Here is a 20990-nt window from a genome sequence, read left to right on the forward strand (position 1 = left end):
ATGTTATGGAACAGATTACATTGTCATTTCCTGCCAGCCGCGCCCTGAGCGGCCGAGCGCTGGCAGGAGTCGTGGGTTCAGGCGATATGGAAGTACTTTATACCGCCGCACAGAGCGCCACGCTCAACGTACAGATCACCACCTCAGTGGATAACAGCCAGGCGCGCTGGCAGGCGCTGTTCGACAGGTTGAACCTGATCAACGGCCTGCCCGCCGGGCAGTTGATTATCCACGACTTCGGCGCCACGCCGGGCGTCGCCCGTATTCGTATTGAACAGGTTTTTGAGGAGGCCGCTCATGCGTAACGATCGCAGCTTTATCGAACTGCGCGCTCGCGAACGCGCCCACGCCCTGCTGGACGACGGCAGCTACCGCGAACTGCTGGATCCGTTTGACGGTATTATGTCGCCGTGGCTCGGCGCCCAGGGCATCGTCCCGCAATCCGATGACGGTATGGTGGTCGCCAAAGGCACGATCAACGGCCAGCCTGCGGTGGTGATTGCCATCGAGGGCACCTTCCAGGGAGGCAGTATGGGCGAAGTGTCCGGCGCCAAAATGGCCGCCGCGCTGGAGCTGGCGGCGGAAGATAACCGCAACGGTATCCCGACGCAGGCGGTGCTGTGCCTCGAAACCGGCGGCGTACGTCTGCAGGAGGCCAACCTCGGTCTGGCCGCCATCGCTGATATTCACGCGGCGATTGTCGATCTGCGCCGCTACACGCCGGTAGTCGGCATCATCGCCGGCACCGTCGGCTGCTTTGGCGGTATGTCTATCGCCGCCGCGCTGTGCAGCTATCTCATTGTCACTCGTGAAGCCCGTCTCGGCCTCAACGGCCCGCAGGTTATCGAGCAGGAAGCCGGCATTGAAGAGTACGACTCCCGCAACCGGCCGTTTATCTGGAGCATGACCGGCGGCGAAATTCGCGCCGCCAGCGGACTGGTCGACGCGCTGGTTAACGATGGCGTTAACGCCGTTAAAACCGCAATGAATGAGGCGATCGCCAAAGGCGTACCGGTACAGCACCGCAGCGACAACTATGACGATTATCTGCGTCGCTTGAGCCAGTTCGACACCCGCCAGCAGGCGGATACCGCGCAGATTAAACAGCTTTTTGCCCGGGAGGATAAATAATGAGTCAGTTCCCAAACCGCGCCGCGCTGTGGCTGAACAAACTGGCGCCCGACGCGCCGCTGATGAGCGGCCTGTGCCCTTCCGTCCAGGTGGCAGACGGTCAGATTAATGGCGAAAACGTGCGTTTTATCGCCGTGGTCCCGGATGCTAACAACCACTACCCGCGCGCCGCCGGCGGCGAAGTCGGCCTGCTGGAAGGCTGGACGCTGGCGAAAGTGGTTAATGAAACCATTGCCGCCGACGCCGACCAGCCAGTCAAACGGCCGATCGTCGCCGTGATCGATGTGCCAAGCCAGGCCTATGGCCGCCGCGAAGAAGCTTTCGGCATTCACCAGGCGCTGGCCGGGGCGGCTGGCGCCTACGCCAAAGCCCGTTTGGCCGGCCACCCGGTAATTGGCCTGATCGTCGGCAAAGCGATGTCCGGGGCGTTTCTGGCCCACGGCTACCAGGCCAACCGCCTGATCGCCTTTAACGATAGCGGCGTGCTGGTCCACGCGATGGGTAAAGCGTCGGCGGCGCGCATTACGCTGCGTACCGTAGAGGCGCTGGAGAAACTGGCGGCTACCATTCCGCCAATGGCCTACGACGTCAGCAACTATGCGACGCTCGGCCTGCTCTCCGCCCTTCTGGATATTAATAATCCGGATGCCCCTGACGACCACGATCTGTCGTTGGTCAGCAACACGCTGCGCGACGCCATCGCTGACGCGCGCACCGATACCTCACTGAAGTGCCGCCTGGGCGCGGAAAACCGCCGCAGCTCGCAACTGGTTCGCGATCGCATGCGCGCCAGCTGGTAAGACGTTCGTACGTAAGTAGTAGAAGAAAACCTGCCGGAAGCCGTCCCCCGGAGCGCGTAATAACCGCGCCGGGTAGGGACGGCTTTTAGAAAAAATAACAATCGCGCCAGTACTCTATCTTATTTACAGGTGATTTATGACTTATGTGATTATTCATGCTCTTGCCCCGATTTTCGTTATCATGCTGCTGGGCTTCTGGGCCGGTAAGGCCGGGATGGTAGATAACAAAAACGTCTCGCTGCTTAATATTTTTGTAATGGATTTTGCCTTACCCGCCACGCTGTTTAGCGCCACGGTACAAACGCCGTGGGCCGGGATCGTCGCCCAGTCGCCGCTGGTGCTGGTGTTGACCGGCGCGATGTGGATCACCTATGCCGCGATCTACTTCCTCGCCACCAGCGTGTTCAAACGCACGCCGCAGGATGCCGCGGTGCTGACCCTCACCGTCGCCCTGCCAAACTATGCCGCGCTAGGTCTGCCGATCCTCGGCAGCGTGCTGGGTGAAGGCGCGTCAACCTCGCTGTCGGTGGCGGTCTCTATCGCCTGCGGCTCGGTACTGATGACCCCGTTCTGCCTGCTGATTCTGGAGCGTGAAAAAGCCCGCGCCGCGGGTGAAAACAGCGGTTCTACGCTGGCAATGCTGCCGGTGCTGATGTGGCGTTCGGTGAAAAAACCGATCGTCTGGGGCCCGCTGCTTGGGGTGGTGCTTTCCGCGATCGGCATTAAAATGCCGGACCTGCTGCTGGCGTCGATCAAACCGCTGGGCCTGGCTGCCACCGCCGCCGCGCTGTTCCTCACCGGGGTGATCCTGTCGGCGCGTAAACTGCAGCTCAATGCGCTGATCGCTACATCAACCATCGTGAAACTGCTGGTGCAGCCGTTTATTGCCTGGGGTCTGGTGATGTTACTTGGGTTGCACGGTTCCATTGCCATTACCGCGATCCTGATGATAGCCCTGGCCGCCGGCTTCTTCGGCGTGGTCTTCGGCAACCGCTTCGGCGTCCAGTCTCCGGATGCTGAAGCCGTGCTGCTGTTGAGCTCGGTTCTGTGTATCCTGTCGCTACCGCTGTTTATCTCTTTGACTTCAGGACTGTAAACCATGTCAGCAACGCCGCGTCCCCACGATTTAGTTTGGTTAAACCACGCCAGCGCCCTGGAAGACATTGCCGAGCCGTGGGTGGCTCAGCAGTGGCGAGCCGCGCTGCCGGTGGTGGTGAGGCGCGACGTTGACGACCAGGCCCGCGTCCCGGTTGGGGTGCGGGGCATGAAGCGCGAGCAGCGCGCCGCCGGCTGGGTAAAGGCGCGCAATATCGTGCGCAGCGTCACCCCGGAGATGCTTGTCGAGCGCGAAGCATTACTCTGCTCGCCGTTTGTCTCGCAGCCGCCGGTCCAGGGGGCTATCGCCCTCACCTTACACCGCTGGCCCTGGGGCTGGGGCGTCACCGGCAGTACCGGCTACGCGCTGGCAACCGAGATCCCGGTGCTGCATGCGGCCAGCGATCTGGATCTGCTGATCCGCGCGCCACAACCGTTGGACCGCGAGGCGCTGCTGGAATGGCAGACCCGGGTGGCCCAACTCCCATGCCGCGCTGATACCCAGGTCGAAACGCCGTACGGCGCCTTCGCCCTTAATGAATGGCTGCGCGACGGGCGCGCGCTGCTGAAAACGTCCCGCGGCGCGCGCTTAACCGCGACGCCGTGGCACAGGGAGGAATAATGAAGATTTTATTTACCTTTCCCGGTCAGGGCGGCCAGCGTCCCGGCATGCTGGCGATGATCCCCGATCGCGAGGCAATCCTCACCCAGGCGCGCGCCGTGCTGGGGGATGAAGTCGCTACCCTCGATAGCGCCGATGCGCTACAACACACCCGTGCGGTCCAGCTCTGTCTGCTGATCGCCGGTGTCGCCTGGGCGCGCGAGCTACAGCGTCAGGGCGTGGATCCGCAGATGGTCAGCGGCCTCTCTATCGGCGCGTTTCCGGCCGCGGTGATTGCCGGCGCGCTCGATTTCGCCAGCGCGTTGCGGCTGGTGGCCCTGCGCGGGGACTTAATGGAACAGGCGTATCCTGAAGGTTACGGACTGACGGCGATTATGGGCCTGACCCGCCCGCGGGTTGAGGCGCTGATGCAGGGCCACGAGGTTTATCTCGCCAACCTGAACGCCGAAACGCAGTTCGTGATTGCGGGCCGTGATGAGGCAATGGCCGAGGTGGCGCAGCTGGCGCTGCGGGCTGGCGCCAGTAAAGCCCAGCGGCTGGCGGTCAGCGTCCCGTCGCACTGCGCGCTGCTGGATAAACCCGCCGCTGAGCTGGCGAAAGCTTTTGCCGGCGCCAGCTTAAGGCGCCCTCAGCGCGCCTATTTAAGCGGCTCGACGGCGCGCGTGCTGTGGGATCCGCAGCGGATCGCCGACGATCTGGCGATGAACATGGCGCGCCCGGTCCACTGGCAGGAGGCGATGGTCGCCGCCGATGAGCGCGATGCGCGCTTAGCCATTGAGATGCCCCCCGGGGGGGTGCTCACCTGCCTGACCCGCCAGGCGGGCTGGCGCGGGGAGACCATTGCGCTGGAGCGCAGCGGCCTGGACGTCGCCCGCCATCTGGCGCAGCGGCTTAGCGATTAATACTGCGGGCGTACATCCGTCCTTCCGCCGCCAGCGCCAGCAGGTCGGCATCGCGTTCGCGATGGTGCGAATAGACGATAGAGATCAGCTGGCGCATCTGGTAGGGTTCCGCCAGCTTTAGCAGCTGTACATCCTTCTCATACACTTTCTTCATCCGCCCCGGCAGCAGGGCAAAACCGACGCCAGCCTGCACCAGGCTAATCATCGAGAAAATATCATTCACCCGGGTGACGATCTCCGGCTCGAAGCCGGCGATGTGGAATGCTTCCCGGAATCCGGCATAGGTGGCGAACCCCTCCGCCAGCGAAACAAACTTGCGGTCGGCGTAATCGCGTAGATCGGCGAGCCGTGAGGCATCCAGCCGTTCGGTCGCCGGGGCGGCGAGAAAAATATCGTCCTCAAACAGCGGCACCACGTCGAAAGCGGTATTATTGAACTCCCCTTCGTTGGTGGCGATCAGGATGGCATCGAGGGCATCGTCTTCCAGCATATCCAGCAGCATCTGATTTGAACCCATCGTCAGGTCCAGCTCCAGCTCCGGGCGACGCAGCTTCATCCCCATAATGATGCGCGGAACGGTTTCCAGGGTCAGAGAATAGAGGGTACCGATGCGCAACCGCCCCTGACCGACGCCTGCAACCTTGCGCGTCGCCTCGAGCCCGCGGTTCATCAGACTTATCACATCCTGGCAGTATTCAAGCAGCGTCCACGCCGCCTGCAGCGGCAGCAGGTTGCGCCCTTTGTGGACAAACAGCGGGCAGCCCACCCCCTCTTCCAGGGTATGCAGCGCGCGGTGAACGCTGACGCTGCTGAGTTTCATCGCTTCGGCGGTTCTGGCGATATTACCTTTCGCCATAAACATCATAAAGACCGACAGCTTGCGGAAGGTGATCTCCTGGTTAATATCCTCTTGCATGGCCCTTCCACACTCCTGGTTTAATTTTCTTATTTCAATTCAAACCAGTATATCTTTTATGACGCCAAAGTTGCAGGCAGCGCGCGGCCTCAGCCGGTAAATAACGCAAAAAAGGGAAGACCATGGTCTTCCCTTTTGTTCACTGTCGAGTTTGCTTTTACAGCGCCATATCGTGCTGCGGCGAGGCCTCGCGCGGTGTCTCTGCCGGCTTGGCGGTCGCGGTAGGCGCAGCCGCTGGCATCTGGATCACCGGCGGTTTCGTCAGCTGCAGGGTCGCAGCGGTGTCATCCCAAACCTGCTGGGTCAGCGCCACGTTACCGTTCAGCTTCTGGCCGTAGCTCGGCACAATAGCGTGAATGCGGCTCTGCCACTCCGGCGAGTTAAACTGCTGCGGGAACATCTGCTTGAGCACGTTCAGGGTGATCGGCGCGGCGGTGGAAGCCCCCGGCGAAGCGCCGAGCAGCGCGGAAATGGTTTTCTGCTGATCGACCACCACTTCGGTACCGAGCTTCAGCACGCCGCCCTTCTCTGCGTCTTTCTTGATGATCTGTACGCGCTGGCCGGCCTGGATCAGTTTCCAGTCTTCTTTACGCGCGTCCGGGTAGTACTCTTTCAGCGCAGCGAAACGGTCATCATCGCTGAGCATCACCTGGCTAACCAGGTATTTCACCAGATCGAAGTTGTCGAGACCGACGTGGGTCATCGGCAGCACGTTATTGGTGGTGGTAGTGCTGAGCAGATCGAAGAACGAACCATTTTTCAGGAACTTGGTCGAGAAGGTGGCGAATGGCCCGAACAGCACCACGCGCTTGCCGTCGAGGTAACGTGCATCAAGGTGCGGCACCGACATCGGCGGCGCGCCGACTGAAGCCTGGCCATACACTTTCTCCAGATGCTGCGCGGTGACCGCCGGGTTCTCGGTCATCAGGAACGAGCCGCCCACCGGGAAGCCGGCATAGTTGTCCGCTTCCGGAATACCGGTTTTTTGCAGCAGCTTCAACGCGCCGCCGCCGGCGCCGATAAAGACGTATTTGGCGTCAATAGTCTGCGCTTCCCCGCTCTGCACATTCTTAATCGTTACGTGCCAGGAGTTGTCGGCATTACGTTTGAAATCCGTTACCTCAGAGGAGGTCTGCAGGGTGAAGTGGTTATTTTTCTTCAGGCTGCCGATCAGCTGGCGAGTGATTTCGCCGTAGTTGACATCGGTACCCACCGGCGTCCAGGTGGCTGCCACTTTCTGCTGCGGATCGCGGCCTTCCATCACCAGCGGCGCCCACTGTTTAATTTGCGCGTGATCGGTGGAGAATTTCATCCCCTGGAATAAGGTGGTCTGCTGCAGCGCGTTATAACGCTTCTGCAGATAATCCACATTATCACCCCAGACGAAGCTCATATGCGGCGTGGAATTAATAAACGAGTGCGGATCGTGCAAAATACCGCGTTTCACCTGTGCCGACCAGAACTGACGGGAAATCATAAATTGCTCGTTAATATCGAGCGCTTTGCTGACGTCAATCGACCCGTCCGCCCGCTCCGGCGTATAGTTCAGCTCCATATTCGCCGAGTGGCCAGTACCGGCATTATTCCAGCCGTTGGAAGACTCCAGCGCCACGCCGTCCAGTTTCTCCACCATGGTCAGATCCCAGTCCGGCTGCAGCGCCTGCAGCCAGGTGCCGAGCGAGGCGCTCATGATCCCGCCGCCAATCAGCAGGAAGTCGGTTTTTTTCGAGGTATCCGCTTCAGCATGCGTCGCCGCGCTGACGAACATCGCTAATGCGGTTAAGGAAATAATCGTTTTTTTCATTGCAGGCATAATAGAATTATCACGTAGCACACGGTCATAAGAGGCAGCATATTAACGCACTTTTACTTTATTTTAAAATATCATTTACACTCTCGCGTTTTAAACCAAACAGTTATTTAACTTAAAAAATCAATTTTAAAAACAGAGCGAAGACGGATAAAGAAATAAGGTCGAAAATTCAATATCTATTGCCGGGTAAAATAAAAGATAAGAATTTCTTTAATTACAAAAGTCCAGGCGCGCATGCTCATCGCGCGCCTGGCAGAGAAGGGATTACTGGGCGGGAGTGACAGCGCTACGCTGGGCTTCACGCAGGGCGAGACGCAGATGATCGTGATGTTTGGTTAGCAGCTCCCGCGCGTGCCAGGCGTCAAGCCCGCTGAGCAGCATCAGGATCGCGGTGCGGCAGTGCTGATGACAGCTGGCCAGGGCGGCCTTTGCTTCACTGCGCGTGCAATCGGTGGCCGCCATCACAATCGCTATCTGCCGCTCCGCCCAGTGCGAATTGTCAGCCTGCACGTCCACCCGCAAATTGCTGTACACCCGACCGTCACGGATGGCGAGTCCGGTCGTCAGCATATTGACGATCTGCCTCTGGGCCAACTGAGCCTTCGGATTGGCTAACCCCGCCACCGCCTCCGGCCCGGTCTGCGGAGCAATAATGATATCCGCCAGCTGCGCCGCCTCGCTGGTCGGCTGCTGGGTGATGACCGCTATCGGGGCGCCCAGCGACCAGGCGTGGCGCATCGCCCCCCACACCCATGGCGTCTTGCCGCTGACGGTCAGCGCCAGCAGCATATCGCGGTTGCTGAAGTCCAGCGACTGCAGCTCAAAGGCGCCCAGGTCATAATTATTCGCCTCAGTCTCCCGCTCGGCCATCGCCGTCGTCTGCCCACCGGCAATCAGCCCCACCAGCGCGTGTTTACCTTCCGGCGAATAGTCGCTGACCGCCTCAATGGCCGTCCGGCCCGAAGCGCCGGCGCCAATAATGACCAGGCGCCCTCCCCGGCTTATCGTCGCGGTGGCGATATCAATCAGCCGGGCGATATCCGGCAGACAGGCGCCGACCGCCTCCGATATCTGCTTATCATCCTGATGCAGCATCGCCAGCATATCGGCGGTGGCGAGGCGATCGATGTGGGTGGTCTCCGGGTGACGACGAGCCTGCATTGACGCGGTTAGCGAACTGCTCATAACAACCTCCATTTACGACAGAAAAAGCGCATCTCGGCAAAATCAGCGGCCTGATGCATATCCTTATATTCATCAGGACTATTTAACCTCTGCCGCCACTATAAGTGGAATGTTCTGCGCTTTACCGCCGTCGGGGTCACAGTTTACCGTCCCCAACGCGCGTTTACGGGTGATTGTCGGTTATCTGAGCAATTCTGTCTGAGGTCTCATCTTCACCACCCGCCTGCATAGCCAGCCAGAAGGATTGCTGGCAAAGGTTATAAAACTGTTTGCGCATCGGGTTGATCTCCTGGCCGGCGGCGTCGATAACCTGCCAGTCAATCCAGCACTCCGGGCAGGATGCGCTATCCTGCTGCGCGATCTCGAGCTCATAGCGGCGCTGGATCACCACCCCGCTGCGATGCCGCCAGCGGGCGATCTCCCACTCTGCTTCCGCTTCATTATCCTGTTCACGATGCTGCGCCAGACGTTCAACGTGCCGCTGCCGGAGGATATCCCGGACCAGAGAAGCCAGTTCCATAGTGTCTCCCTTAAGCCTGTGGCGAAAAGCCGCAGTGTACCGCGCGCTGGAGGAGTCTGCCGTAGCAAAAGCGGCCTTTTGCTTTGATTACACGGCTTTATGTATGCCGCGCTATCGGCGATAATAATCTTTCACTGAATCTACCCGGGGTCGTCATGAAGGCTTCAGAGCACCCGCCTCGCGTTCGCCAACGCGCCTTACCGTTAAAGCTGAGCACCGCCGTGTCCTTGATGATCGGCAGCGTCATCGGCGCCGTGCTGCTGCTGGTGTATGCCTTGTGGTATATGCAGATCAGCAACGCCACCCGCGACGGTCTGAAAGAGACCGCGCTGGCGGTGGCGCGCACCATGGCCGATATGCCGCAGGTGAAGCGCGGACTGGAGGCGCCCCCGCAGCAGCAGATCATTCAGCCGCTGGCGCAGGCCATTACCCGACGCAACGACCTGTTGTACGCTATCGTCACCGATATGCAGGGTATTCGCTATTCGCATCCGGACAGCTCAATCATCGGCAAACCGTTCATCGGCCACGATATTCAGCCAACGCTGCAGGGAAAAGAGAATGTCGCCATCAACCACGGGGTGCTGGCCCCGGCGCTACGGGTGTTTACGCCGGTGTTCAACGAACGGCATCAGCAAATCGGCGTGGTGGTGGTCGGCATTTCACTGAGTAAAGTGGACGAACAGATCGCCAACAGCCGTTGGGACGTGCTGCTGACCATCCTGTTCAGCGCGCTGGTCTGCGCGCTGGGCACCTGGAGCCTGGTTCGCGGCCTGAAGCGCGTGCTGCTGGGGCTGGAGCCGCACGAAATATCCACCCAGTTTCAGCAGCGTCAGGCCATGCTTCACGCCCTCAAGGAGGGGGTGGTAGCGGTCGATGCCCATGGCGAGGTAAATCTCATCAACCCCGCGGCGGAAGAGATCCTCTTTTCCGGCCCGGATAAGACTCTCGTTCACAGCCCCCTGCTCGACGATCTGCAGACCGTACTGCAGAGCGGCGAGCCAATGTACGACCGCGAACTGGGGTGCAATGGTCTGCTGCTGATCGGCAATACAGTGCCCATTCGCAGCCAGGGTGCGGTGGTCGGCGCCATCTGTACCTTCCGCGATAAAACTGAGGTCAGCCAATTGCTGCAGCGACTGGACGGCATGATGAGCTATGTGGATGCCCTGCGCACCACCTCCCATGAGTTTATGAATAAATTGCACGTGATCCTCGGTCTGCTGAATATGAAAAGCTACGGCAAACTCGAGGAATACGTGCTGCAGACCGCCCACCGCTACCAGGCGGACATCGGCGACATTCAGCACCGCATTAAATCCCCGGTGGTGGCCGGCTTCCTGATAAGTAAAATTCAGCGCGCCACAGAGTGCGGCTTTACCCTGACGCTGGCGGAGGAGAGCCTGGTGCCGGATTGTCCAAACGAGAAACAGGTCACGGTGCTGGTGACGGTGCTGGGCAACCTTATTGAGAACGCGCTGGACGCCATGAGCGGCCAGGCGGAGGGTGAGATCGGCCTGCTGCTGCACTACCAGGACGGCTGGCTAAGCGGTGAAGTGAGCGACGATGGGCCGGGGATCCCGGAGAACAACATCGACGCTATCTTTAACAAAGGCTTCTCCACCAAAGGCGAGAATCGCGGCGTCGGGCTGTTTCTTGCCAACCAGCAGTTGCGCGAGCTCGGCGGCACCCTCGCCGTCGAATCGGAACCCGGCGTATTTACCCAATTTTTTGTTCATCTCCCCTGGGATAGTAAAAGGAAACCTGCGTGATAAATGTTTTAATTGTTGACGATGATGCCATGGTGGCCGAACTGAATCGCCTGTACGTGGCAAGGGTTCCCGGCTTTCGTTGCAGCGGGAGCGCTTCGACGCTCAGTCAGGCCCAGGAGATGATTAACGATCCGCAGCAGGAGATCGATCTGGTGCTGCTGGATGTCTACATGCAGCAGGACAGCGGGCTCGATCTCCTGCCGACCATCCGCGAGTCGGGTCGCGCCATCGACGTTATCATGATTACCTCGGCGGCGGATGCCGCCACGGTACAGACCGCGATGCATTACGGGGTGGTCGATTACCTGATCAAACCCTTCCAGTTTCCGCGCTTTGAAGAGGCGCTCACCACCTGGCGGGAGAAGCGCAAGCTAATAACCGGCCAGGCCTATTACGAACAGGCCGATGTCGACCGCCTGCTGCACGGCGGCGCGCCGGAGGCCAGCGACGCGCGCAAGCTGCCTAAAGGGTTAACCGCGCAAACGCTGCGCACACTCTGCCAGTGGATTGACGCCCATCCGGATGTCGAATTCTCTACCGATGAGCTGGCGGCGGCGGTGAATATCTCCCGCGTTTCCTGCCGCAAATATCTGATTTGGCTGGCGCAGATCAATATTCTCTATACCACTATCCACTACGGCGCTACCGGGCGGCCGGTCTATCGCTACCGCCTGGTCGCCGAACAGTACAGTTTGCTTAAGCAGTACAGTCAATAACCCGATAGCCGCTGTCCAGCGGCGCAAAACGCAGCCGCTGCGGCGATGAGAGAATAATGTCGCGATTTTTGGTAACGAAAATCGCGTCGATATCCTGCCGCTGACGCAACGCTGCGCAGCCCTTCTCCACGCCGAGGCCGAACAGCAGCGTGGTCCAGATGTCGCCGTCTAAAGAATCCGCGGAAATGACCGTCACGCTGTCGAGTTCGTTGTCCAGCGGATAACCGCTGCGCGGGTCGAGAATATGGTGCCAGCGTTTGCCATCCTGTTCGAAATAGCGCTCGTAGGTCCCGGAGGTGACTACCGATTGCCCGTTGACCGTCAGGGAACCGATCAGCGCCTGCGCGTCGGCAAATGGTTTTTTCAGGCCAATGGCCCATTCGCCGAGGGTATGCACATTGCCGCCGAGGTTGATCAGCGCCTTCTCCACCTGCTGCTGACGGAGATAATCGCGCACGCGGTCAGCGATATAACCTTTGGCAATCGCCCCGAGATCCAGCTCCATCCCCGGCTGTTGGAGAAACACGCTGCAGGTTACCTCATCGAGGATCACCTCCTGTGGGCGGGTCAGCGCCAGTCGGGCTCTGATCTCAGCCGCGTCAGGCACGCTGTGCCCGTGAAAACCAATTCGCCACAGCTTCACCAGCGGGCCGATGGCGAGGTTAAAGGCGCTGTCGCGCACCATGCTGGCGGCTTTGGCGCACTGGATCAGCTGAAAGACCGGTCGGCTGACGGTGACCGGATGACGCCCGGCGGCATGGTTGATATCCATCACCTGCGACTCGGCGCGGTTAACGGTAAGCAGGTCTTCGTAGCGCTTGATAAGCTGGAAAACGCGGGAGGCCATCGCCTCATCGTGGGAACAGAGTTTGAGCAGGATGGGCGAGCCCATCAACACGGCGGAGTAGCTATAGACGCGGTTATCGGACATCGGGCTCTCCTTAGAAGGGGCAAGCCGGGCGGTGAAAGCGCCAACCCGGCAGGAGCAAGGTTACAGGTTATCCTCTGGCACGTTTCGCCGCCTGATGGCCCGCGAGGGTACCGAAGATGATGATATCCGCCACCGCGTTACCGCCGATACGGTTGCCGCCGTGGATCCCGCCCACCACTTCACCGGCGGCGTAGGCGCCGCGAATCGGCTGCTGCGCCACATTCAGCACTTCGCCATCGGTATTAATGGTCACGCCGCCCATGGTGTGGTGCACGCCGGGGGCGATGCGAATGGCGTGGAACGGGCCTTCGTTAATCGGCGCGCGTAGCGCGGTGGTCCGGCCAAACTGTTCATCATGCTGTTTTTCCACCGCCCCGTTATAGCACTCGAGGGTGGCGAGGAAGGCATGGTAATCCATCCCCAGTTTCTCCGCCAGTTCCCGCGGTGAGCTGGCGCTGGTGACGAAGCCTTTGGCGATGTACTCGTCGGCAGCTTTGTTTTTCGCCCGCACATGCTCGTCGAAGACGATGTAAGCATAGTGTTCCGGCAGAGCGATAATCGCCGCCGAGACTTTATCGCGGGTCTCCATCTCGTTGAAGAAGCGGTTCCCCTGCTGGTCAACGAGAATAGCGCCGCCGCCGCGAATCGATTCGGAAATCAGATACGAGGTCTGCTGCTCGACGGTCGGGTGAATCTGAATTTCGCCCATGTCCACGGTGCCGGCGCCGATGCGTTCCAGCAACGCGATACCGCTCCCGGTAGCCCCTTTGTGGTTAGTGGTGACGAAGCCTTCAAGGTCAGGACGATACTTCACGACCATCGCGCTGTTAGCGCTGAAGCCGCCGGTGGCCACTACGATGCTTTTGGTCTGTACTTCAATGACCTCTTTTTCGTCGTTGATCAGACGTACACCGCTAACCTCATCCCCGCGCATCAGGATCTCTTCCACCGAGGTATCCAGCAGGACGTCAATACCGCGTTTGGTGATGTTGCGCACCAGGCCGCTAATCAGATAGCCGCCGACCGCTGACCCGTCGCGCGGGCGGTGGGTACGGTCAATGCTCATCCCACCGGTGGTGGTAATGTCGTTGAGCATAATGCCCCGGTCCGCCAGCCACTCAATGGCTTGCGGCGCGTTTTCAACGAAACGGCGCAGCAGCTGCGGGTTGTTTTTGTTGTGGCCGCCCTTCAGGGTTTCCTGATAGAACAACTCCTTACTGTCTTCGATACCTTTCACGCGCTGGAAGCGGGTTTCCGCGGCGTTCATCCCGGCGGAAGCCTTGATGGTGTTCCCGCCGATGGTTGGCATTTTTTCAACGATCAGCACGCTGGCCCCTTCGTCGTGGGCCTGAATGGCTGCCGCCAGACCGGCGCCGCCGCTGCCGACTACCACTACATCATAGCTTTTCGGCGCGACGTCATTGCCGCCCTCTTCCGCCGCCAGCGCTTTACTCGATTTCAGCATCGCTTTGGCGACCGCTTTTTTCACCGCCTCGCTCTGGCTGGTGGCCCCGGAAATGGCATCGACGTGCGGGGTATTGGCGGTGAGAATACGTTCGCGGATCTCTTCGAAGCTGGTGGTGAATTCCACGGTCTGGACCGGGCTCGCCGCCAGTTCGATATCGGCAATATGGTCATTTTCGAGGCTGACGTTGATCACCAGCTCGTTGGCGTCATCGTGGACGGTCTCAACAAACATCCCCGGTTTAAATTTGGCGTCGCCCATGCTCATGTCGCGGATCATCGCTTCCACCAGCGAGAAACGCCATAACGGTTCCGGAATGTGCAGCGCTTCACGCTGGGTGCTGTCGATAAACAGCTCCAGCTCTTCGCCGGCGGCGATACGTGACGCCCAGTCCGGATAGGCGATGCAGGCGCGGCCTACCGCAATCAGGTCATAGCCGTGATCGAGGCCCTGCTCGGCATCGGCGGCGTTGACTACCCCGCCGACGCCCATCACCGGCACCTGGGCGAGGGTGTCAGAGCGCATCGCGCAGTATTTCTCGATCAGCGGCGTCGGATCGCTGGTATCGACGATAGACGGACGCAGGGTGGCCCCCACCGAGAAGTGCAGATAATCGACACCGCGGGCGGCCAGCTTTTCCAGCAGATACATGGTGTCGTCAAAGCGGATCCCCGGGACCTCCATCTCCTCCGGCGAGAAGCGATAGCCGATGATAAAGGCATCGTCAGCATACTGGCGGGCCATTTTGTGGGTAATATCCAGCACCGCCAGTGGGAAACGGGCGCGGTTGTCGCGGCTACCGCCCCACTCGTCATCGCGCTGGTTGGAGTTCGGCGAATAGAACTGCTGAATGAGATAGGTGTTGGCGCCGTGAATTTCGACCCCGTCGAAACCGGCGAGAATGGCGCGACGAACGCCGTCGCCAAACTTGGCGATCATCCCTTCCACTTCTTCTCCGCTCAGCGCCCGCGGCATGGCGGCGCCCTCACGCGGCGCGGCAATAGCGCTCGGCGCCACCGGCTGGCGCCCCCCGATCAGCTGCGGGTCGACCATACGGCCGCCGTGGTAGATCTGCAGAATCGCTTTTGAACCTTCGGCTTTGATCGCCTCAGCGATTTTCGCCAGGCCGGCAATTTTTTCATCATTATCGATGCCGATCGCTCCCGGGAAGGCCAGACCGTAGTCATCAATAAAGCAGCACTCGACAATAATGGTACCGATGCTTCCGGCGCGCGCGCGGTAGTACTCCACCAACTCGCTGGTGACGGTGCCATCGAAATAACCGGTGCAGGTGGTCATTGGCGCCATGAGCAAACGGTTTTTCAGCTCGGTACCATTTGGTAAAGTAAATGGCTGCAAAATACGTTCGTTACTGGTCATAAGTTACGCTCCAGATTTTAAAATATTAAAAGCTCAGAATGGGGTGACGGAATCATTAATGGTTTTGGTTTTTTAATTCCTGTTGTCATGCCAATAATATAGCGCCTTTTTTAATTACTAAACCAATTACGTTAGTTATAAAACTATTTAACCCCAGCAATAACATCGCTACCTCTATTGTATTATTAAAATAATAAATAGCATTTACATAATACAAATGCGTGATAACAATTAGGATACTTTTGTTAACATAAACAATGATAATAAAACAACAAAAAATACAATAAAATCATAAAGATACTAAAACGGAAAATAATTTCAGCATTTATTGTTCATTTTTCTTTTAACATCTATCGATATTTTCGCCAAAATAACACCTCATCATATAGGGTTATACTGATAATAAAAAAAATAGTGAAATCACCGGCTTTTCTTGATCTTGATCAATTGCAATGGCCATTGAAAGCGCAATATATAAATAACCAACAAATTTAATTTAACGCCTCATAAAACGCGTTAAATAAGCGCCCTGCCGATACTCAGAAACGCAAAATAAAAACTAAAGAAACTTTTGTAATTAAAAAAACCTCTGAGCATGACGCTGGCGTAAACGTTATTTTCAACAACTTGCAGATACTCATTATGAAAGAGAAAAAGACAACCATACCGCCTGCCGGTGCAGTCAAGCCAACGACTGCGAATAAAAAACCTCTCCTGATGATGGCGCTGCCGATTATCGTTGCCGTGCTGTTATTGTTCGTCCCGGTCCCCGAAGGCCTGCCGCCGTACGCCTGGCACTACTTCGCTATCTTTGTCGGGGTGATCGTCGGGTTGATTTTTGAACCGCTGCCCGGCGCCGTTATTGGTATCACCGGCGTGGTAGTTATTGCCTTGTGCAGCCAGTGGCTGCTGTTCAGCCCGGATCAGATGGCCGCGCCAGGCTTCAAAATGGCTGGCGCCTCCTTTAAGTGGGCGGTGAGCGGCTTCGGCAACTCCACCGTGTGGCTTATCTTCGGCGCGTTCATGTTCGCCGCCGGCTACGATAAAACGCAGTTCGGCCGCCGCCTGGCGCTGATTCTGGTGAAATATCTTGGCCGTCGCAGCCTGACGCTCGGCTACGCCATCACCTTCGCGGATCTGCTGCTGGCGCCGTTTACGCCGTCTAACACCGCACGCAGCGGGGGGACTATCTACCCGATTATCGCTAACCTGCCGCCGCTGTACGGTTCAAAGCCAAACGATCCGAGCGCACGTAAAATCGGTTCCTATCTGATGTGGGTAGCGATCACCGCCGCCTGTATTACCAGCTCGATGTTCCTGTCGGCTCTGGCCCCGAACCTGCTGGCCCTGGCGCTGGTCAAAAGCATTGTTGGCATCAATATCTCCTGGGGCACCTGGTTCATCGCCTTCCTGCCGCTGGGTATCCTGCTGATTCTGGCCATGCCGCTGCTGGCCTACTGGTTCTACCCGCCGGAAGTGAAAGTCAATAACGAAGTGCCACTGTGGGCCGCGCGTGAACTGGAAAAACTGGGCAAACTGTCGCGCAATGAAATTCTGCTGCTGGTATTCGTCTGCTTCGCGCTGATGATGTGGATCTTCGCCGCCGACTGGATCGAACCGGCGCTGGCTGCCCTGCTGGTTATCGTGCTGATGCTGTGGACCGGCGTGCTCTCCTGGAGCGATATCACCAACAACAAAGCGGCATGGAACACCTTTGTCTGGTTCGCCACCCTGGTGGCACTGGCCGACGGCCTCTCCTCCACCGGCTTTATCGCCTGGCTGGGTAAAGAGGGCGGCGCGCTGATGAGCGGCATCTCCCCGGGGATGGCAACCATCGTCCTGCTGCTGGCGTTCTACCTGCTGCACTATCTGTTTGCCAGCACCACCGCGCACACCACCGCGCTGCTGCCGGCCATGCTGACCATTGCCTCGACTATCCCGGGAATGAATATGGAAGTGTTTGTCCTGCTGATGGTCACCTCGCTGGGCGTGATGGGGATCATCACCCCGTACGGTACTGGCCCAAGCCCAATCTACTACGGCAGCGGCTACCTGCCGACCAAAGATTACTGGCGCCTCGGCACCATCTTTGGCGCCATCTTCCTGGCCGCCCTGCTGCTGATTGGCTATCCGTGGATGTCCATGATGTTCTGATTCATAACCGCCGGGACTACCCCGGCGGTTTTTATCTTTATGGAGTAAGTGACTATGTCGACTAAACCGTTTGTTTATCAGGATCCGTTTCCGCTGGCGCACGACGATACGGAATACTATCTGCTCAGCAAAGAGCACGTCTCCGTCGCCGAATTTGACGGCCAGCAGGTCCTGAAAGTAGAGCCGCAGGCGCTGACCCTGCTCGCTCAGCAGGCCTTCCACGACGCCGCCTTTATGCTGCGCGTCTCCCATCAGCAACAGGTCGCCTCGATTTTGCTCGACCCGGAAGCCAGCGATAACGATAAATATGTCGCCCTGCAGTTCCTGCGCAACTCGGAAATTGCCGCCAAGGGCGTGCTGCCGACCTGCCAGGATACCGGCACCGCGATTATCATGGGGAAAAAAGGCCAGCGCGTCTGGACTGGCGGCGGCGATGAAGCCGCCCTGGCGCAGGGCGTTTACAACACCTATACCGAAGATAACCTGCGCTACTCACAGAACGCGCCGCTGGATATGTATAAAGAGGTTAACACCGGCACCAACCTGCCGGCGCAGATCGATCTCTACAGCGTCGACGGTGAAGAATATAAGTTCCTGTGCATGGCGAAAGGTGGCGGTTCCGCCAACAAAACCTATCTGTACCAGGAAACCAAGGCCCTGATCACCCCGGCGAAGCTGAAAAACTACCTCGTTGAGAAGATGCGCACTCTCGGCACCGCCGCCTGCCCGCCGTACCACATCGCGTTTGTGATCGGCGGCACCTCGGCGGAAGCGACGCTGAAGACCGTCAAACTGGCCTCGACCCGCTATTACGACGGTCTGCCGACCGAAGGTAACGAACACGGTCAGGCGTTCCGCGACGTGCAGCTGGAGCAGGAATTGCTGCAGGAAGCGCAGAACCTCGGCCTCGGCGCGCAGTTCGGCGGGAAATACTTCGCCCACGATATCCGGGTGATCCGTCTGCCGCGCCACGGCGCCTCCTGCCCGATCGGCATGGGTGTCTCCTGCTCCGCCGACCGCAACATCAAAGCCAAAATTAACCGCGACGGTATCTGGATCGAGAAGCTGGAGAGCAATCCGGGAAAATATATTCCTGAACATCTGCGTCAGGCCGGCGAAGGCGAAGTGGTAAGCATCAACCTGAATCAGCCGATGAGCGAGATCCTGGCGCAGCTATCGGCACATCCGGTCTCCACCCGCCTGAGCCTTAACGGCACCATTATCGTGGCCCGCGACATCGCCCACGCCAAGCTGAAGGAGCTTATCGACAACGGCGAGGCGCTGCCGCAGTACGTCAAAGATCACCCGATCTACTACGCGGGCCCGGCAAAAACGCCAGCCGGTTACGCTTCCGGCTCCCTCGGCCCAACCACTGCCGGCCGCATGGACTCTTACGTTGATCTGCTGCAGTCCCACGGCGCGAGCATGGTGATGCTGGCGAAAGGCAACCGCAGCCAGCAGGTGACCGATGCCTGCCATAAACACGGCGGCTTCTACCTTGGAAGCATCGGCGGCCCGGCGGCAGTGCTCGCCCAGCAGAGTATCAAGAGCCTCGAGTGCGTGGCCTATCCGGAACTGGGGATGGAAGCTATCTGGAAAATCGAAGTGGAAGATTTTCCGGCGTTTATCCTCGTCGATGATAAAGGCAACGACTTCTTCCAGCAGATCCAGAATAAGCAGTGCGCGGGCTGTAAACAGCACGGCTAACGCTATCCTATGACGCTGATATCAGGCCGTCGCCGTTTGGGCGACGGCTTTTTTTATGTCCGCATTTCCCCAGCTTGAATTCACTTCGCACCAGGCTATGCTCAACTACAAGCCCTCCGTTTTTTGCTGAAAAATAACAATAATTGTTATCTCAGGTGCCTCAATGAACAGGATAAGCATCGTTATCCTCTGGGCGCTGGCGCTGCTGGTGCTCCAGCCGGCGCTGGCCGCCGAACCGCGACAGCAGCCAACCGCGCGCGAGCAGGCACGCACGGTCACGATTTTCCACCAACCTGTCGTCATGTTGCAGGCCACCTTTGGCCAGACCACGCCCGAAGAGCGCGTTTTGCGCACCCGCAGCGCCCTGCGCGCCTTCACCGAAGATGATATTCGCCAGCCGCTGCGGGTCGTGCCGGTTATCCGCTATGGTCAGCCAGGCAGACTGTTTCTGATGAACGGCAAACCGGTGCTGCTGCTGAGCCAGGCGGATCTCGACGAGGGCGATGATTTAACCCTCGACCAGGCAGCCCAGCGGGTGCTGGCGCGTATGGAAGCCCAGCGCACTAGCCTCCAGGAGCAGTTCAACAACCGCTATCTATTCATCTCCGCCGGTAAAGCCCTGGCCGGGGCGCTGCTGCTGGCGCTGTTTTACTACGGCGCCTTCCGCGCCTGGCGGCGAGTGCGACGCTTTTTCCTGCTGCGGATCCTCGAAAAACGTAGCGCCATACCGCAGCACTGGCGGCGCTATCTCGGCAATATTGAAGTTCGACTCTATGCTGTGCTGGTCATCTTTCTCGGCATGCTGGCCTGTTATCTCTGGCTGAGCTGGGCCTTCAGCCTGTTTCCCTGGACGCGGGTGTGGAGCGAATCGCTGGGCGACTGGTCGCTGGGGGTGATCCGCGACCTCTCTCTGTCGATTGTCGCCTCCCTGCCGGGGCTGATGATCGTGGTGCTTATTTTCCTTCTCACCTGGCTTATCATTCGCCTGGTGAAGGTGGTTCTCGACCAGGTCGCCGCCGGCCGCATTCAGGTTCCCGGCATTCATCCGGAGACCGTTAGCGCCACCCGTCGACTTATCTCGGTGGTCATCTGGTTGTTTGCCCTCTCCGCCGCCTACCCGTTCCTTCCCGGCGCCAACTCTCTCGCCTTCAAAGGCATTAGCGTGTTCTTCGGCCTGATGCTGACCCTCGGGTCAACCGGAGTGATGACCCATGCGATGAGCGGCCTGGTGCTGATCTACTCTCGGGCGCTGCGCAAAGGGGATTGGATCCGCCTCGCCGATAATGAGGGTCAGGTCAGCGAGATTGGCGTACTGGCAACCAAAATTCTCACCCGCGAAAATTACATCGTTACCGTCCCGAACGCGGTGGTGGTGAGCGGGAAAATTATTAATCTCAGCGCCGAAAGCGCCGACGGTGGAGTCAACCTCACCACCAGCGTCACCATCGGCTACGATACGCCGTGGCGTCAGGTCCATGCGATGCTGGAGCTGGCGGCGAGACGCACCCCGGGGATCGATCAGCAAATTGCGCCGGTGGTGCGTAAGCTGGGATTGCTCGACTGGTATACCTCGTATGAGCTGCAGGTGCGCTTACTCCCCACAACCAAGCTGCCGGATGGCCGCAACGCATTGCATAGCAGCATTATTGATGTGTTTAACGAATTCGGCGTGCAGATTATGTCGCCGAACTTTGTGATGCAGCCAAAGGCGGCGGTAGTGGTACCGCAGGAAGCCTGGTACGCCGCCCCGGCCGTCGCGCCGCAGGAGCCTGAGAAATAAAGGTTAACGTAGCGGCATTTCCGCCGGGTGGCGGCTACGCCTTACCCGGCCAGGGGTTCGTGCGGCCTGTCACTCATTTACCCATTTGCGCGACTGAAACT

The 20990-nt window shown here is 58.8% G+C and carries 17 protein-coding genes; 11 read left to right on the forward strand and 6 right to left on the reverse strand.

All coding sequences use genetic code 11. The features are described 5' to 3' along the window. The first annotated feature begins 5 nt into the window (after positions 1 to 5). From mdcC to mdcH, 6 genes are all read left to right on the forward strand, one after another. A complete protein-coding gene (gene mdcC, locus ACR809_RS13530) occupies positions 6 to 305 on the forward strand; it encodes a malonate decarboxylase acyl carrier protein (protein ID WP_004143106.1) in 300 nt (99 codons plus the stop codon). Beyond that, a complete protein-coding gene (locus ACR809_RS13535) occupies positions 298 to 1131 on the forward strand; it encodes a biotin-independent malonate decarboxylase subunit beta (protein ID WP_004143105.1) in 834 nt (277 codons plus the stop codon). The genes mdcC and ACR809_RS13535 overlap by 8 nt, the downstream gene beginning before the upstream one ends. Further along, positions 1131 to 1931: a biotin-independent malonate decarboxylase subunit gamma gene (gene mdcE, locus ACR809_RS13540; protein WP_020317020.1), complete on the forward strand. Its 801-nt coding sequence runs from the start codon at positions 1131 to 1133 to the stop codon at positions 1929 to 1931. Before ACR809_RS13535 ends, mdcE begins: the two co-directional genes overlap by 1 nt. A gap of 136 nt (positions 1932 to 2067) precedes the next feature. Continuing rightward, a complete protein-coding gene (locus tag ACR809_RS13545) occupies positions 2068 to 3027 on the forward strand; it encodes an AEC family transporter (protein ID WP_004148291.1) in 960 nt (319 codons plus the stop codon). Positions 3028 to 3030: 3 nt separating this feature from the next. Further along, positions 3031 to 3648, forward strand: a complete 618-nt coding sequence (locus tag ACR809_RS13550) for a malonate decarboxylase holo-ACP synthase (RefSeq protein ID WP_117076967.1) — start codon at positions 3031 to 3033, stop codon at positions 3646 to 3648. After that, the gene (mdcH, locus tag ACR809_RS13555; protein WP_122051340.1) at positions 3648 to 4550 is read left to right on the forward strand and encodes a malonate decarboxylase subunit epsilon; all 903 of its coding nucleotides are present in this window, start codon (positions 3648 to 3650) and stop codon (positions 4548 to 4550) included. The genes ACR809_RS13550 and mdcH overlap by 1 nt, the downstream gene beginning before the upstream one ends. On the opposite strand, the gene ACR809_RS13560 is transcribed toward mdcH, so the two are convergent. The 4 genes from ACR809_RS13560 to ACR809_RS13575 all read right to left on the reverse strand — a co-directional run bounded on the left by ACR809_RS13560 (position 4540) and on the right by ACR809_RS13575 (position 8984). Beyond that, positions 4540 to 5466 carry a LysR family transcriptional regulator gene (locus ACR809_RS13560; RefSeq protein ID WP_002903632.1) on the reverse strand — a complete coding sequence of 309 codons (927 nt, stop codon included), beginning with the start codon at positions 5464 to 5466 and terminating at the stop codon, positions 4540 to 4542. The two genes, mdcH and ACR809_RS13560, sit on opposite strands and share 11 nt — an antisense overlap. A gap of 157 nt (positions 5467 to 5623) precedes the next feature. Beyond that, on the reverse strand, positions 5624 to 7234 hold the full coding sequence (gene mqo / locus ACR809_RS13565) for a malate dehydrogenase (quinone) (RefSeq protein ID WP_076750587.1): 1611 nt from the start codon (positions 7232 to 7234) through the stop codon (positions 5624 to 5626). 309 nt (positions 7235 to 7543) lie between these two features. Beyond that, positions 7544 to 8464 (reverse strand): N-acetylmuramic acid 6-phosphate etherase, encoded by a 921-nt coding sequence (locus tag ACR809_RS13570; protein WP_021469324.1) that lies wholly within the window; start codon positions 8462 to 8464, stop codon positions 7544 to 7546. 163 nt (positions 8465 to 8627) lie between these two features. After that, entirely contained in the window at positions 8628 to 8984 is a 357-nt protein-coding gene (locus tag ACR809_RS13575) for a hypothetical protein (RefSeq protein ID WP_004176301.1), read from the reverse strand. Positions 8985 to 9139: 155 nt separating this feature from the next. On the opposite strand from ACR809_RS13575, the gene ACR809_RS13580 reads away from it, so the two are divergent. Further along, a complete protein-coding gene (locus ACR809_RS13580; protein WP_004183910.1) occupies positions 9140 to 10756 on the forward strand; it encodes a sensor histidine kinase in 1617 nt (538 codons plus the stop codon). Next, positions 10753 to 11472 (forward strand): two-component system response regulator DcuR, encoded by a 720-nt coding sequence (gene dcuR, locus ACR809_RS13585; RefSeq protein WP_122051341.1) that lies wholly within the window; start codon positions 10753 to 10755, stop codon positions 11470 to 11472. Before ACR809_RS13580 ends, dcuR begins: the two co-directional genes overlap by 4 nt. Here dcuR and ACR809_RS13590 read toward each other — a convergent pair. Both ACR809_RS13590 and ACR809_RS13595 read right to left on the reverse strand, forming a co-directional pair. Continuing rightward, on the reverse strand, positions 11453 to 12403 hold the full coding sequence (locus ACR809_RS13590) for an FAD:protein FMN transferase (protein WP_040225942.1): 951 nt from the start codon (positions 12401 to 12403) through the stop codon (positions 11453 to 11455). The genes dcuR and ACR809_RS13590 overlap by 20 nt on opposite strands. 67 nt (positions 12404 to 12470) lie before the next feature. Then, entirely contained in the window at positions 12471 to 15248 is a 2778-nt protein-coding gene (locus tag ACR809_RS13595; protein WP_086519560.1) for a flavocytochrome c, read from the reverse strand. 642 nt (positions 15249 to 15890) lie between these two features. Here ACR809_RS13595 and ACR809_RS13600 point away from each other — a divergent pair. The 3 genes from ACR809_RS13600 to ACR809_RS13610 all read left to right on the forward strand — a co-directional run bounded on the left by ACR809_RS13600 (position 15891) and on the right by ACR809_RS13610 (position 20889). Next, positions 15891 to 17402, forward strand: coding sequence for an anion permease (locus tag ACR809_RS13600; protein WP_004148278.1), 1512 nt, complete (start codon positions 15891 to 15893; stop codon positions 17400 to 17402). Between the two features lie 54 nt (positions 17403 to 17456). Continuing rightward, on the forward strand, positions 17457 to 19109 hold the full coding sequence (fumA, locus tag ACR809_RS13605; RefSeq protein ID WP_004152246.1) for a class I fumarate hydratase FumA: 1653 nt from the start codon (positions 17457 to 17459) through the stop codon (positions 19107 to 19109). Between the two features lie 163 nt (positions 19110 to 19272). Continuing rightward, positions 19273 to 20889 (forward strand): mechanosensitive ion channel family protein, encoded by a 1617-nt coding sequence (locus ACR809_RS13610; RefSeq protein WP_064176760.1) that lies wholly within the window; start codon positions 19273 to 19275, stop codon positions 20887 to 20889. Positions 20890 to 20990: the final 101 nt, after the last annotated feature.

Source organism: Klebsiella sp. CD33, from assembly GCF_051992865.1.
Taxonomy (GTDB): domain Bacteria; phylum Pseudomonadota; class Gammaproteobacteria; order Enterobacterales; family Enterobacteriaceae; genus Klebsiella; species Klebsiella pneumoniae.